The 13,742-nt window shown below is 66.4% G+C and carries 12 protein-coding genes; 7 read left to right on the forward strand and 5 right to left on the reverse strand.

All coding sequences use genetic code 11. From position 1 onward, the window contains the following. The first annotated feature begins 53 nt into the window (after positions 1-53). The 6 genes from mct to EGH23_RS01790 all read left to right on the forward strand — a co-directional run bounded on the left by mct (position 54) and on the right by EGH23_RS01790 (position 7,144). Positions 54-1,244 (forward strand): succinyl-CoA:mesaconate CoA-transferase, encoded by a 1,191-nt coding sequence (gene mct, locus EGH23_RS01770; protein WP_220578314.1) that lies wholly within the window; start codon positions 54-56, stop codon positions 1,242-1,244. A gap of 30 nt (positions 1,245-1,274) precedes the next feature. Continuing rightward, positions 1,275-2,195: a sodium:calcium antiporter gene (locus tag EGH23_RS01775; RefSeq protein ID WP_220578315.1), complete on the forward strand. Its 921-nt coding sequence runs from the start codon at positions 1,275-1,277 to the stop codon at positions 2,193-2,195. A gap of 172 nt (positions 2,196-2,367) precedes the next feature. Next, positions 2,368-3,204 (forward strand): alpha/beta fold hydrolase, encoded by an 837-nt coding sequence (locus EGH23_RS01780; protein WP_220578316.1) that lies wholly within the window; start codon positions 2,368-2,370, stop codon positions 3,202-3,204. A 64-nt stretch (positions 3,205-3,268) separates the two neighbouring features. Beyond that, complete coding sequence (locus tag EGH23_RS01785) at positions 3,269-5,713, forward strand: ATP-dependent DNA helicase (RefSeq protein WP_220578317.1); 2,445 nt, start codon at positions 3,269-3,271, stop codon at positions 5,711-5,713. A gap of 90 nt (positions 5,714-5,803) precedes the next feature. Next, entirely contained in the window at positions 5,804-5,965 is a 162-nt protein-coding gene (locus EGH23_RS27175) for a DUF7563 family protein (RefSeq protein ID WP_422111213.1), read from the forward strand. A gap of 81 nt (positions 5,966-6,046) precedes the next feature. Then, entirely contained in the window at positions 6,047-7,144 is a 1,098-nt protein-coding gene (locus EGH23_RS01790; RefSeq protein WP_220578318.1) for an ArsA family ATPase, read from the forward strand. Between the two features lie 81 nt (positions 7,145-7,225). Here EGH23_RS01790 and EGH23_RS01795 read toward each other — a convergent pair whose 3' ends face one another. The 4 genes from EGH23_RS01795 to EGH23_RS01810 all read right to left on the reverse strand — a co-directional run bounded on the left by EGH23_RS01795 (position 7,226) and on the right by EGH23_RS01810 (position 10,900). Continuing rightward, the gene (locus EGH23_RS01795; RefSeq protein ID WP_220578319.1) at positions 7,226-8,059 is read right to left on the reverse strand and encodes an SDR family oxidoreductase; all 834 of its coding nucleotides are present in this window, start codon (positions 8,057-8,059) and stop codon (positions 7,226-7,228) included. Positions 8,060-8,116: 57 nt separating this feature from the next. Then, complete coding sequence (locus tag EGH23_RS01800) at positions 8,117-8,932, reverse strand: endonuclease V (protein ID WP_220578320.1); 816 nt, start codon at positions 8,930-8,932, stop codon at positions 8,117-8,119. 1 nt (position 8,933) lies between these two features. Then, on the reverse strand, positions 8,934-9,881 hold the full coding sequence (locus tag EGH23_RS01805) for a rhomboid family intramembrane serine protease (RefSeq protein ID WP_220578321.1): 948 nt from the start codon (positions 9,879-9,881) through the stop codon (positions 8,934-8,936). An 80-nt stretch (positions 9,882-9,961) separates the two neighbouring features. After that, positions 9,962-10,900, reverse strand: coding sequence for a response regulator (locus EGH23_RS01810; RefSeq protein ID WP_220578322.1), 939 nt, complete (start codon positions 10,898-10,900; stop codon positions 9,962-9,964). A 454-nt stretch (positions 10,901-11,354) separates the two neighbouring features. Between EGH23_RS01810 and EGH23_RS26775 the strand changes: the two genes are divergently transcribed. Further along, complete coding sequence (locus EGH23_RS26775; RefSeq protein WP_268899408.1) at positions 11,355-11,486, forward strand: DUF7503 family protein; 132 nt, start codon at positions 11,355-11,357, stop codon at positions 11,484-11,486. A gap of 76 nt (positions 11,487-11,562) precedes the next feature. Here the strand turns inward: EGH23_RS26775 and EGH23_RS01815 are convergent, their stop codons facing one another. Further along, positions 11,563-13,638 carry a hypothetical protein gene (locus EGH23_RS01815; protein WP_220578323.1) on the reverse strand — a complete coding sequence of 692 codons (2,076 nt, stop codon included), beginning with the start codon at positions 13,636-13,638 and terminating at the stop codon, positions 11,563-11,565. Positions 13,639-13,742: the final 104 nt, after the last annotated feature.

Raw genomic sequence — 13,742 nt, forward strand, 5'->3', positions numbered from 1 at the left:
TTTATAATGATTTATCACCAACGTTTATCACCGCGCCTCGCGTCTCCTCTCACATGGGTGCGCTTGCCGACCTACGCGTGTTAGACCTCACACAGGTCCTGTCCGGACCGTACTGCACGATGCTACTCGCGGATATGGGCGCGGACGTGGTAAAGGTCGAGCGGCCGGGCGGCGACATGATCCGGTCGAACCCGCCGTTCGTGGCGGACGCCGACGAGGAGGCCTACGGCGGCTACTTCCAGAGCGTCAACCGCGGCAAGCGCTCCCTCGAACTGGACCTGCGGACCGACGAGGACCGCGATGCGTTCCTCTCGCTGGTCGAGCGGGCCGACGTGGTCGTCGAGAATTTCAAGGCCGGGACGATGGAGAAGTTCGACTGCGGCTACGAGACGCTTCGGGAGCGCAACCCGCAGCTGATCTACTCCTCCATCCGCGGCTTCGGCGACCCGCGTACGGGCGAGACCCACCGGCAGGGCCAGCCCTCCTTCGACCTCATCGCGCAGGCGCTGGGCGGCGTGATGGAGATCACCGGACCGGAGGACGGCCCGCCGACCAAAGTGGGGCCGGGCGTCGGCGACATCTTCACCGCCGCGCTCAACGCCGTCGGTATCCTCGCCGCGGTCCACCACCGCGAGCGCACCGGCGAGGGCCAGTACGTCGACACCGCCATGTACGACGCGATGGTCTCGCTGTGTGAGCGCTCGGTCTACCAGTACTCCTGCGACGGCGACCCGCCGACCAGACAGGGCAACTCCCACCCGACGCTGTTCCCCTACGACGCGTTCCGTGCCGCCGACGGTCACGTCGTCGTCGCGGCGTTCAACGACCGCCACTGGCGCGCGCTCTGTGACGCGATGGACCGCCCGGACCTCGCGGCCGACTACGCCGACGCGAACGCCCGCCGCGCCGACCGCGAGCGACTGCGCGAGGAGATCGCCGACTGGACCCGAGAACGGGAGACAGAGACCATCCTCGAACTGCTCGACGGGCGCGTCCCGGCCGCGCCCGTGCAGGACGCCAGCGAGGTGTTCGAAGACCCGCACGCCCGCGCCCGCGAGATGCTCGCCGACGTCTCTCAGCCCGGTGCCGACGGAGAGATGACCGTCGCCGGCAGCCCCATCAAGATGACCGAGACGATGCCGCGGCCCCGCGGCCGCGCGCCGCTGCTGGACGAACACCGCGAGGAACTGCTCGACGAGACCGAGGCCGCGAGCGACCGGCGAACCGCCGAAAGCGACGACTAACTTACTGCCCGCCACGGGTTCTACGGGACGATGCTCGTAGAGGCCGCGCTGTTCGTGGGCGGACTGGCGGCGCTCGTCGTCGGCGCGGACCGCGCCGTCACCGCCGCCGGCGACCTCGCGCTGTACTACGGCGTCTCGCCCTTCTTCATCGGCGTGACGGTCATCTCCGTCGGCACCTCGGTCCCCGAGATGGTCACCTCGATATACGCGGCCTTCTACGGCGCGGGCGACCTCGTCGTCGGCAACATCGTCGGCTCCGAGACGGCCCAGATCACGCTGGCCATCGCCGTCGTCGCGTTCGTCTCGCCGTTCGTCGTCGAACGGCGGAGCGTCCTCGTCTACGGCACCGCGATGATTCTCGCGATGATAATCATGATTCTGACGCTGGACGACGGCGTCGTGGGCCGCTCGGAGGGCCTCCTAATGATGCTCGCGTACGTCCAGTTCATCTACACCCTCTACACGAACGAGGGCGGCGAGGAGATAACGGAGGAGGTCATCGAAGCGCCGCGTTCGCCGGCCGAGACCGCGCCATGGATTCTCGGCGGCCTGCTGCTCGTCGTGGTCGGCGGGCAACTGATGGTCACCAACGGCGTCGCGCTCGCCCGACTGGTCGGCCTGCCGGAATATCTCATCGGCGTCCTGACGGGTCTCGGAACGACGGTTCCCGAAATCGTCATCGCCGGCATCGCCGCTTACGAGGGGCGACAAGGGATCTCCGTCGGCTCTATCCTCGGCAGTAACATCACCGACCCGGTGTTCTCGCTCGGTATCGGCGCCGTCTTCTTCGACGTCGTCGTCGAGGACCCGGCGGCCATCTTCCCCTCGCTCGTCTACATGCTCGTCGTCTCCATCGCCGTCCTCGCGCTCTTCTACTGGCGGCGCGGCATCGACCGCCGCGCGGCCGTCGTCTGTCTGGCACTGTATCTCCCGAGTTTCGCGGTGCTGTGAGCGGCGGTGGCCCGACCGACGACGGAACCGGTGCGGGCTGTGCGCCCTCACCGCCCACCGGCACCAGACTATTATCCGTCCCGCGCGGAGTCCGAGTCGCTTCTGTTCGGGGCGATAGCCGACGCGAGCGACGGCGCATAGACCGCTTCAACCGATCTTGACTCCGATATCGATGACAGCTACTTACGACGAATGGACGGCGGCACAGGAGACGGCGACGGTTACCGTCGACGATCACGACCTCGAAATGGCTTACCGGGACGAGGGAGCGGGCGACCCCGTGGTGTTCCTCCACGGAATCCCGACGAACTCCTATCTCTTCCGCGGGCAACTCCAGGCGGTCGCGGAGGGCCGGCGAGTCATCGTCCCGGACATGGTCGGGTACGGTAACTCGGCGATGCACGACGGCTTCGACCGCTCGATTCGCGCTCAGGAGAGCGCGGTCCGCGGACTCGTCGACGAACTCGACCTCGGCACGATATCGTTCGTCGGTCACGACCTCGGCGGCGGCGTCGGGTTGCGATACGCCGCCCGAGATCCGGACGCGGTCGACCGACTCGTCCTCTCGAACGCCGTGGCCTACGACTCGTGGCCCATCCCGACCATCAACGACATCGGACTCCCGGAGACGGACCGCGAGACGAGCGCCGAGGAACTGCAGGAGACGCTCGACGGACTGTTCCGAGACACTCTCTACGGCGACGAACACGACGAGGACTTCGTAGAGGGGATGAAAGCGCCGTGGAACTCCGCGGAGGGCGTCACCTCGCTCGTCCGCGACGCGAGCGCGACGAACACGAACCACACGACCGAGATAGACCCCGGTGACGTGACGGCCGACACGCTCCTCCTGTGGGGGACCGAAGACGAGTTCCAGCCGCTCCGGTGGGCCGAGCGACTCGAAGCGGACATCGAGTCCTGCGAGCTGGTCGGTCTCGAAGCGAACCACTGGGTCCCCGAAGACCGCACCGACGAGTTCACCGAGCGCCTGGTCGATTTCCTGCACTGAGGGAGGCTCCCCGCCGCTCGACGAATCCTGCGGTTCAAATACGGGGACGACCAACCTCGGTTCGATGCGGGATACGGCCTCGACCGGCGGCGAAGTCTGGCGGGAGTACTTCGGCTTCGACGAGCCGTACGCGAACCAAGCCGACGCGATCGAGCGCGCCGTCGAGGCCGGGAAGTCGCGCGGCTTTCTGGCGATGGAGGGGCCCTGTGGGACCGGGAAGACGATGGCGGCGCTGACCGCCGCGGCCCACCTCGTCCGGGACACCGACCTCTACGAGCGCGTCGTCGTCGTCACGCCGGTCAAACAGCAACTGAAGCAGTTCGTCGACGACCTGCGGACGCTCAACGCGGGGCTGGACGACCCGCTCGACGGCATCTCCCTGGTCGGCAAGCGAGACCTCTGTCCGTACGGTCGGGAGGGGAAGTTCCCCGCCGACGCGGGGACCCACGACCGCTGTGAGGACCTGCGGGAGTCGACGGCTCGACTGGTCGAGGACGACGGCCGGTCGAGCGGGGGTGCCGTCGCCGACGCCGCCATCCAGAACGAGGTCGACGACGAGGACCAGTGGTGGGACCCGCGGAAGGGTCAGGACCTCGCGGCCGCGGCCCGGCCCGACGCCACCGCCCAGACCACTATCGGCGAGGACACGCTGAACACCGCTGGCGCGGCGTCGCCGTACCGCCCCGAGCAACCCGCGGCACCTGAGTCGATGGCCGAGAGCGACGACCCGCCGCTGTACTGCCCGTTCGAGGCCGACTGGTACGCCCGGAACAAGGGGTCGCCGGTGGACTTCTCGGCGGGGCCGGAGAACGTCGTCACGCTGGAGAACTACCTCCCGGCGGCCGTCGAGCGGGGGACCTGCCCGCACCGAGTGATGAGCGTCATGCTGGAGCGGGCGGACGTGGTCGTCGGGAACTACAACCACCTGTTCGATCCCGGCTCTCGACCGCTGCTGTCGTCGATTCTGGACGAGGACACGTTCGTCGTCGTGGACGAGGCCCACCGCCTCGAAGAGCGGGTTCGGGACCTGCTGTCCGATAGATTGGGCAAGCAGACCATCGTGCAGGCGCGCAACGACTGCAACCTGCTGGTCCAGCGCGCCCAGCAGTCGGCCGACCACAAGAAGCAGGTTCGGGAGGTGCTGTCGGCCCGCGAGGTGCCGCTGGAAGCGGTCGACCACGCGCGGAAGTTCTACGACGACCTGCAACGCTGGCTGGACGACCGCGTGGAGGCGTATCTCGACGCCGAACACGAGGGCTGGCGCGCGAACCCGTCCGTGTTGCCCGAGCGCGACCGCGAGATTCCGCTCCGGGACCCCGACGCAGTCGAACGGGACGAACTGACGGAGTGGGCCGAGGAGAAGGGCTACGACGGACAGTTGTGGCGCTCGCTGGCGAAGGTCGGGGCGGCCGTCGAGGACGCCATCGACCAACTGGGGCTGACCCGCCAGCCGGTCTGTGCCGCCGTCGGCGTCGTCGCGGGCCAGTGGTGGGAGCGGGACCACTCGACGTTCCTGCGGGAGATCGAACTCGAACACTCGCCCGCCGAGAACCGGAGCACGGACGCCGACTACGAGGCCGTCTACACGCCGGGACTGCTCTGTTACAACTGCATGCCCGCGACGGCGCTGCGGGACGTCTTCGACGAGTTGGGCGGGGGCGTGCTGATGAGCGCGACGCTCGAACCGCTCGACGTGTTCACGCGCGTCTCGGGGCTCGACGCGCTGGCCGAGACGGACGACGGCGACGACGGAGACGACCTGAGCCGCTCGGTCCGCTCCGCGACCTACGACCTGCCGTTCCCGCCGGAGAACCGCGCGTCGTATCTCGTCGACTGTCGCCCCTTCACGGCTCGCAACCGCGGCGACCCCGAGGACATGAAACCCCTCGGCGAGAACTGGAACCCCACGCGCGACGAGTACGCGCAGGCGCTGCGGGCGCTCGCTCGGTCTCCGGGCAACGTGATGGTCGCGATGCCGAACTACCGCGAGGCGCGGTGGGCCGGCGCGTACCTCGAAGACGCCGTCGAGAAACCCGTCGTCGTCGACGAGGCCTCCAGCAACGAGGAGACCGAGCGACGCAAGCAGGCGTTCTTCCGGGGCGGAGGCAAGGTCCTCGTCACGTCGACGCGGGGAACGTTGACCGAGGGCGTCGACTACGACGGCGCGAAGCTCTCGACCTGCGCCGTCGTCGGCGTCCCGCTCGTCAACATCGGGTCGCCGCGGATCCGCGCGGTACAGCGGGCCTACGGCGACGCCTTCGGGGAGGGGAACGCCTTCGAGTACGCGCTGACGGTTCCCGCTGTCAGGCGTGCCCGACAGGCCATCGGCCGCGTCATCCGCGGTAGCGAGGAGGTGGGCGTTCGCGCGTTCGTCGGCCGGCGGTACGCGCCCGACGCGCGCCACTCCGTCTACCCGTTCCTCCCGGCCGGAGAACGCGAGGAGTTCACCCGAATGACCCCCGATTTCCTCGCCGGACAACTCGACGCGTTCTGGGGAAACCGCGACTGACGGCGGCCAGTTCGCCTGAGACGAATTATTAACCGGCGCTTTTAATCGGTAACAAAAAGACTATACAGTATCGTCAGAGAAATCCATGAGATGCCCGAGTGTCAGAACTGCGGTGAGTTCGTAACTGAGCAGTACGTGCGGGTCTTTACACCGGAATCTTACGAGGCAGCCGGGCCTCGGGTTTGCCCGAACTGCGAGGACAAGTTACGTGACGGGGCCGACGTGCGCGAGGCGCGCTCCTCTCGGCAGTAACGCTGTCGCTGACGCGGGTCAGCCGACAGTCCCCGTCGTCGTTTTCGGGAAGTACACAAGGCCGGAGGCGTAGCCTCGGGTATGAACGACATCGACGTCGAGCCGGTCGAGGAGATAGACGCGCCGACAGGCGTAGACGCGCCCGACTACGTCCTCTACGGCGGGAAAGGCGGCGTCGGCAAGACGACCTGCGCCGCGGCGACGGCGCTGGCCTCCGCGCGCGACGGGACGTCGACGCTCGTCGTCTCGACGGACCCCGCTCACTCGCTTTCGGACACGCTGGAGACGGAGATTCCGGCCGAACCGACGCGTATCCGCGACGACATTCCGCTGTACGCCGCCGAGATCGACCCCGAGGCCGCGATGGGCGAGGGCCCCCTCGGGATGGAAGAGGACGCGCTCGGCGGCCTCGGCGGGATGCTCGGCGGCGAGAACAGCCCGCTCGGTGGGGGCGGTAGCGGTGGACCGGGCGCGGGCACCGCCGGCGACGACCCCATCGGCGGCGACGACGGCCTCCTGGGCGGGTCGATGCCCGGCGCGGACGAGGCCGCGGCGATGCGGCTCCTCCTCGATTACGTCGACGACCCCCGATTCGACCGCGTCGTCATCGACACCGCGCCGACCGGTCACACGCTCCGCCTGCTGGAACTCCCCGAGACGATGGACTCGATGGTCGGGAAGATCCTCCAGCTCCGCGAGCGCTTCTCGGGGATGATGGGGAACCTCACCGGGATGTTCGGCGGGAACGACGAGGACGTCGACCCGGAGGAGGGAATCGAGGACCTGCGGGAACTGAGCGACCGCATCGAGCACTTACGCGGCATCTTACGCGACCCGGCGAAGACCGACTTCCGAATCGTGATGGTGCCCGAGGAGCTCTCCGTGGTCGAATCCGAGCGACTGCTCGGACAGTTAAACGAGTTCGGGATCCCGGTCGGTACCGTCGTCGTCAATCGGGTGATGCAAGACCCGAGCGAGGTGCTCGGTCGCGACGTGGATATCGCCGGGCCGAACCACGACGACTGCGAGTTCTGCGCCCGCCGCTGGCAGGTCCAGCAAGACGCGCTCACCCGCTCACAGGACCTGTTTCGCGGGCACGAGGTGCGCCGCGTCCCGCTGTTCGCGGAGGAGGTCCACGGCGAGCGACTGTTAGCCGTCGTCGCCGCCTGCCTGGATTGATAGAATTGTTGTAGTCGTTTACCGGTAATCGTCGTACCGGAGTCGACGATACCGGTAAGAGACTACGACGATCCGTATGAGCTACTCGATCAGCCGCCGCACCAGCGAGAGGCCCGCGTCGCGCCACCTCGCGGGAAGGTGGCGGGCCATGAGGAGGTACTTCGCGCTCTCGCCGACCGGATAGCGCGGTTCGGGGTCGCTCGCGTTGGCCGCGTCCCGAATCGTGAGCGCGACGGCCCCCGGAGTGACAGAGAGCGCGTCCTGCACGCCGGCTAATCGCGAGTCTTCCTGTGCTCGATAGAGCCAGTCGTACGCGCCGGTGTGTTCCGGGTCGTCTCGTTCGTTCTCCTCGTCTTCGACCACCGAATCAGTCCCTCGTCGGACGGGACCGGGTTCGACCAGCACCACGTCCACGTCGAACTCGGACGCCTCGACGCGAAGCGCGTCGCTCAGCCCTTCGAGCCCGAACTTCGAGGCGGCGAACCCGCCCTGCCCCGGCATCGAGAGTCGGCCGGCGACGCTGGAGACGTTGACTATCGTCCCGTTCTCCCGAGCGCGCATGTGGGGGAGGACCGCCCGAATCATCCGGTGCGGGCCCAGCAGGTTCACGTCGAGTCCAGCCTCGAAGTCGGCCGTCGAGACGTCCTCGACGGCACCGAAGTGAGCCGACCTCGCGGCGTTGACCAGACAGTCGATCCGCCCTTCCTCGGCGACGACGTCTTCGACGACCCGCGTACACTCCCGCGCGTTCGTCACGTCGAGCTCGGCGGTCTCGCAGCCGTCGTCTGCGAGGGCTGCCACGTCCGCTTCCTCGCGCGCGGTTGCCCACACGATCCAGTCGTCGTCCAGAAAGGCCTCGGCGGCCGCTCGACCGATGCCCGAGGCCGCGCCAGTGATCAGCACCGTCTTGCCCATGAACGGTCGGACACGCGCCGGACAATTAAGCCCACCCGCTTGCGTCTCGCCGGCCGCCTAAATCTCGGCTTTCACGTCGTCGGCGTACTTATCGGCCAGCCGCGTCGGTTCCGGGAGTTTGTAGCCGCCGGCGGTCGCCGACACGAGGTCCGCGGCCGTCCCCGCGCTCACGCGGTGACCGGGACTGACGATGAGGGGATTGATGTGCTGTTTCGAGGATTCGTACTGCCGCGTCTGGACGGCGTACCCGATGAGGGTACCCGCCGCGGCAGTCTCGACTTCCTCGTCGGCCTCGATGGGGACGCGCGTGCCCGTCGGCAGTTTGCGGTCGAGCGGCTCCCGCGGCGTCCCACAGAGTAGGTTCTTGGCGACGCCGACGGTCGGGACATTGAGCGTCACGCCGACGTGCGTCGCCAGTCCGGCCTCTCGATAGTGGATGCGCCCGCTGCCGTCGACGAAGACCACGTCGGGGTCGCTGTCGAGTTCCGAAAAGGCCGAGAGGATGGCTCCGCCCTCGCGGAAGGAGAGGAGTCCGGGCACGTACGGAATCTCGGCGGGTTCGACGGCGTAGACCCGTTCGATCACCTCGCGGCCCCGCAGGACGACGATGGCCGACACGGCTCGGTCGCCGACGAACGCCTGATCGACGCCGGCGACGAGCGGTCGGTTCGCGGGAACGTCCTCGCCATCGCTCCCCGCTCCGATTTCGCCGAGCGTCGCCTGTTCGGCCGGCCCGTCGAGAGCGACGGCGTCCGGGTCGAAGTCGTGGTCGTCCTCGAACACCGCCGTCGCCGCGATCTCGCGCTGGAGATCCTCCATCTCCGCGGTCGAGAGCGAGGGGTCCGGGACGAACGTCGGATTGGTGACCTCCATGTCAGAAGGGACCGCGACCGCCGGGACCACCCGGGCCACCGGGACCGCCCGGACCGCCACCGCCGCGGCCGAACTGGAGCTGGCCGGGTATCCGCGCGCGGTTCTTGACCTTCTTCCCGTACCACAGGCCGATCCCGAGGCCGATGAGGTGTGCGGTGTGGGCGATGTTCCCGCCGAGCAGTCCCGCCGCGCCGGGCGAGAGCGTGCCGAAGACGCTCAGTAGCAGATAGAAGCCGGTGATCGCCCAGATGGGGACCGGAATCAGGAAGTAGAGGTACACGCGCAGGTCGGGCTTCAGCACCGTCAGGAAGCCCAGGATGGCGAGCGCGGCCCCGCTGGCTCCGAGGACGCCGTAGCCGCCCCCGCTCTGGACCATCTGCAGGCCGATCTGGCCGAGGCCGGCGAGCACCCCCGAGGCGAGGAAGAAGATGGCGTACTTCTTCGAGCCGAGCTGTTGCTCGACGATGCGGCCGAAGAAGTAGATGATGATGCCGTTACCGAGGATGTGGTAGAACGAGAAGGGCTGGTGAGAGAAGACCGAGGTCACCCACGTCCAGACGTACTCGGGGTGATCGGGACTGAGGACGAACAGGGTCTGGAACAGCTGTCGGCTTCCCGTCCCCAGCAGGACGACGTGTTCGAGCGCGAAGACGATCGCCATGACGGTCAGGAACAGATAGGTGACGTTCCCGCGGAAGTAGCCGAGCACGCCGCCGGGTCCCGTATTTAGGCCGACGCGGCTGGCCATCCCGCCGCTCTGGTCCCCGCCGCTGCTCGTCACGCTGTCGTCGAACCCGCTGTCGAACACGCCGCTCGGGTCGTTCCAGTCGCTCAACCCGGGGCAGTCGTGGGCCTCCGGTAAGCGATGCTCGCCGCAGTAGGTGCCGCCGCAGTGCCCACACTGGTAGGGCATGTTCTCCTCCTTGCCACAGGCGTCGCACTCCGACATTGCCCTCACTTAGAGAGGGTCGTGCAAATGGATTGTGTTTATTCGGTCCCGCGAGCGGAAAAACGGTCGTCGCGCGAGAGCTACTCGTCGGCGTCCGGGCGGTCGTCGGTCACGCGGAGGACCCCGATCCACGCGGGCGCACCGTCGTACTCGACGTCGCCGCCCGACACTTCGACGGTGAGGCGCTCGCCGTCGGCGCGGACGCCGGTGAACGTCGAATCGAACGATTTCAGTTCACCTTCGTCGCTGGATTCGATCTTTCCGAAGAACCAGTCTCGGTCGTCCGTCGCGGTGATGCGCGCCGGGGATTCGCCCATGAGCTCACACTGCTCGTAGCCGAACATCTCCGCGAGCTTCTGGTTCACGTAGGCGAACTCGCGGTCTTGGACGATACAGACGCCGGCGATCTCCTGTTCGACCAGCCGCTGGTACCACGAGAGGGCGTTCCAGAACTGCTCCTCGGTCCGGCACTGGGAGACGGCGTTCTCGACGCGGTTGGCCAGCACCTCGTACTGGTCGGTGCCGGTCTCCTTCTGCATGTAGTCGGTGACCCCCGCGGCGATGGCGTCGCTGGCGATCTCCTCGCTGCCCTGCCCGGTAAAGAGGATGAAGGGCACGTCGGTGTACTGCTCGCGCACGATCTCGAGGAACTCCAGCCCGTCCATGTTGGGCATCTGGTAGTCGCTGACGATGCAGTCGATGCGGCTCTCGCGTAGGTGGTCCATCGCCGCGACCGCGCTCGTCTCGGTGACGACGGTGAAGTCGTCGTTGATGCGTTCGAGGAAGGTCTGGAGTAGCTCGCCGATCTGCGGGTCGTCGTCGACGTGGAGGACGCGGATCCCCTGCGCGTCCTGCATCTTCGCCAGCGGGACCGGGACCTCCGTGTGCGACTCCTCCGTCGATCCCGACGACTGCGTGCGGATGAACGGAACGCTGCGGTTCGACGCGCGCCGGCTCCCCCGAATCGAACTCCGCGACAGTTCGACGGTCTCGGCCGGGAACGCGGAACTACCGTCCATCGTTAGCCCCCGTCCCCGTCGCCGATGTCGGCGCGCCTTCGTTGCTATTCAAACGTGACCGAAATATTTCACGATGGCGGCTCGACCCGCTCTCGAGGGAGGTCCGATCCGTCGACCGCGAGAGGGGTCGTCTCGTGTGTTCGTGGCTGGCCATCTGTACTGAACTCTGCACGTCTATACGACGGCGGACCACAAAACGATACTGATAGTGTCGGTAGTCACCAATTAACGATTACAGAGAGTGGGGTGAGGACGAATATCGCCGGCAGGGACTGAATTGGACACGAGATAGGTCGGGGCCGCTCTCTCCAGTGTCACGTCGTCTGCTCGTCTGAGCGGTTTCGGGTCGCTCCGGTAGCTAAGCGTATATTAATCTGTAGTTTTTATTACTTAATACATGTAAGAACACTTCAGAAATATTTAATATCCAACCGTCAGATAATACGAGTGTATCATGTCCGATACCACGATGACGAAGTTCCTCTCGGAACACCCACGAATGGCCGGCGCACTGTTCACGATCCTCCTCCTGCTCACGCAGGCCGGAAATGCAGCTGGAAGAAATGCTGTGATCAGTGGCCCGTAGTTTATCGAATAATTACCAGCGGAACTGGAACGGCAGCGGCTTTATATTGGCAGTTCGATTAGACAGACAATAGTTCTTAGAATACACTGTTAATATCCAATGTACTGCTCCAGTGGACATCTCCGGATATCCTAACAGGCCCTTCTTCGAGTTGTAGGAACTCTCCGAGTTCTTCTTTAGAGAGACTGAAAGTATCGATATGCCCTGAGCTTAGATAATACGAATTATGCTCTTTTAAAAAAGGAGTCAGGATACTTCCAAGCCCTCTTTCGTCAGTTGCGTAAGCAGTCATTTCCACATTAAAATAGTCGCCCTCTTTCTCAATTTCTAAGAGGTCGGGGGTACCACTCCCAGGCTGCGTCACCGTAATCCCCCCATCTCCGACCACGATGTACTGGCCGCCGAGGATGCTCTCGTCGCGGGCGATCGTGAGCGCGGCTCGGAGCGGGAACCCGCAGTTGAGCAGGCGGGCGACGGTCTCGCCGATCTTGACCGCGCCGTCGTTGAGCACCTCGTTGAGGGTGACGATGCCGCCGATGGCACCGCCGTCGATGAGCCCCAGTCCCTGTTGGTAGGAGCTACAGGCGTTCAAGAGGAAGGTGTCGACGCCGACGCTATCGAGCGTTCGCACGTCGAGCGCGCCGTCCTCGCAGGTGAACCCGTCGGCGTCGATGTGGCCGATGTAGTGGAAGAAGTCGCTCTGCCGGGCGAGCGCGTCGGCCAGTTCGTCCGTCGTCAGGTTCTCGCGGACGGTGATGTCGAAGGGCAGGTCCTCGCGGTTGCCGTACACCTCGTCGGCGATCTGACGCTCTTCAGCCATTCTGGCGTCGTTCTGGACGACGGTGATGGAGATGTCGCCGTCGGCGGCCTCCCGGTCGAGGCGGTTCTTGAAGGCCTCGGGGGTGAGCTTGCTCGCGCCGATGGGGACGCCGTCGCCGATCCACGCCTGTTCAAGCGTGGACTCGGACTGCGGTTCGACGTAGTCGGTCTGGACGGCGGCGGGCTCGGCGCTCGCGGCCCGCGTGAAGTCCGACGAGCGGGTGAACTCCTGTTCGACGCTCGCGGTCACGCTGGTCTGTGTCTTCTGGTGAGGCTGATGGGTCCGGACGATGGCGAGGTCGTCGACGACGAACGGCAGCTGCTCGGCGTTTCGGGCCACCGGGTCGACGTGGGCGGTCAAGCGCCACTCCGGGACGTGCTCCTCGACGACGTCGTAGGGTACGGTCAGGTACTCCGCAACCTGCTCGGCCAGCGGTCGGTAGTACAGCGACTCGAAGTCGAGGTCGACGTACGGCTCGACCGCGCGGCGCTCGTGGAGGTCGATCTCGTAGTAGCCCTCCGTCCGAGTGAGACAGTCGAGGAAGAACAACTGCTTGAGCACTCGCTCGACTTCGCGCTCGTAGCCGTCGGGTCCGGTCAGCGCGTGCTCGAAGCCGTCGTCCGTCGTCAACCGCGGGGACGGCCCCGGCCGAACCGACGCGCCCAGATAGTACGCGAGCGGCGCGGCGACGAATATCGAGGGGAGGTCCGGCGGGAGTTCGAGGTGGACGCCGGTGTCTGGGCGCTCGACGCCCGAAGGGACGTCGAGGCTGTCGCCCAGTTCCAGCGCGGGCGGGTGACCGCGGAGCGTCGGATAGGAGCGCTCGGGGTCGGTCGTCTTCAGCGCGGAGCCGAACGTCTCGACGGCGGCCATCATGTCGAGCGGGTCCTCGGTCGTGGTCACCGTCGCCGCGGGGCGGTCGTGACGCGAGCGCGCGCCGACGCGCACCTCGGTGGGCTCGCCGAAGTCGATGCGGGTCTGCTCCATGTCGACGCTGACTTCGAACTCGGCGTCGGCGCGGAGATACGTCTTGATGCGCGTACAGAGGTCGATGCTGTAGGAGCCGTCGGGGACCGCCTCGGCCTCGAACTGCTTGACCTCCGCGACCATGTTCCCCTCGGCGTCGCGGACGTAGACCGGGACGACGGTCGGGAGGACGATCTCGCTCGTTCGGATGGCGACGGCCGACCCGACCGGGAAGTGGAAGGCGTCGGCGTCGACCGGCGTCGGCGAGACGGGCGAGGGCGTGTGGAGTCGGTAGCGCTGGCGCTCGATCCGGTCGATGATCTCGATCCCGGGCCTGTCGTCGAGCGTGGTGAACGTCAGCGTCATTGTTTACTTCCTACCGATATCCCAGTAGTTGGTACGTACCGAACTACTATTCGAGAAGACGAAAAAGTTACCGGCGGTTATTCCCGGCGAGCGAAGCGAGTAAG

The sequence above is a fragment of the Haloarcula nitratireducens genome, from assembly GCF_019599505.1.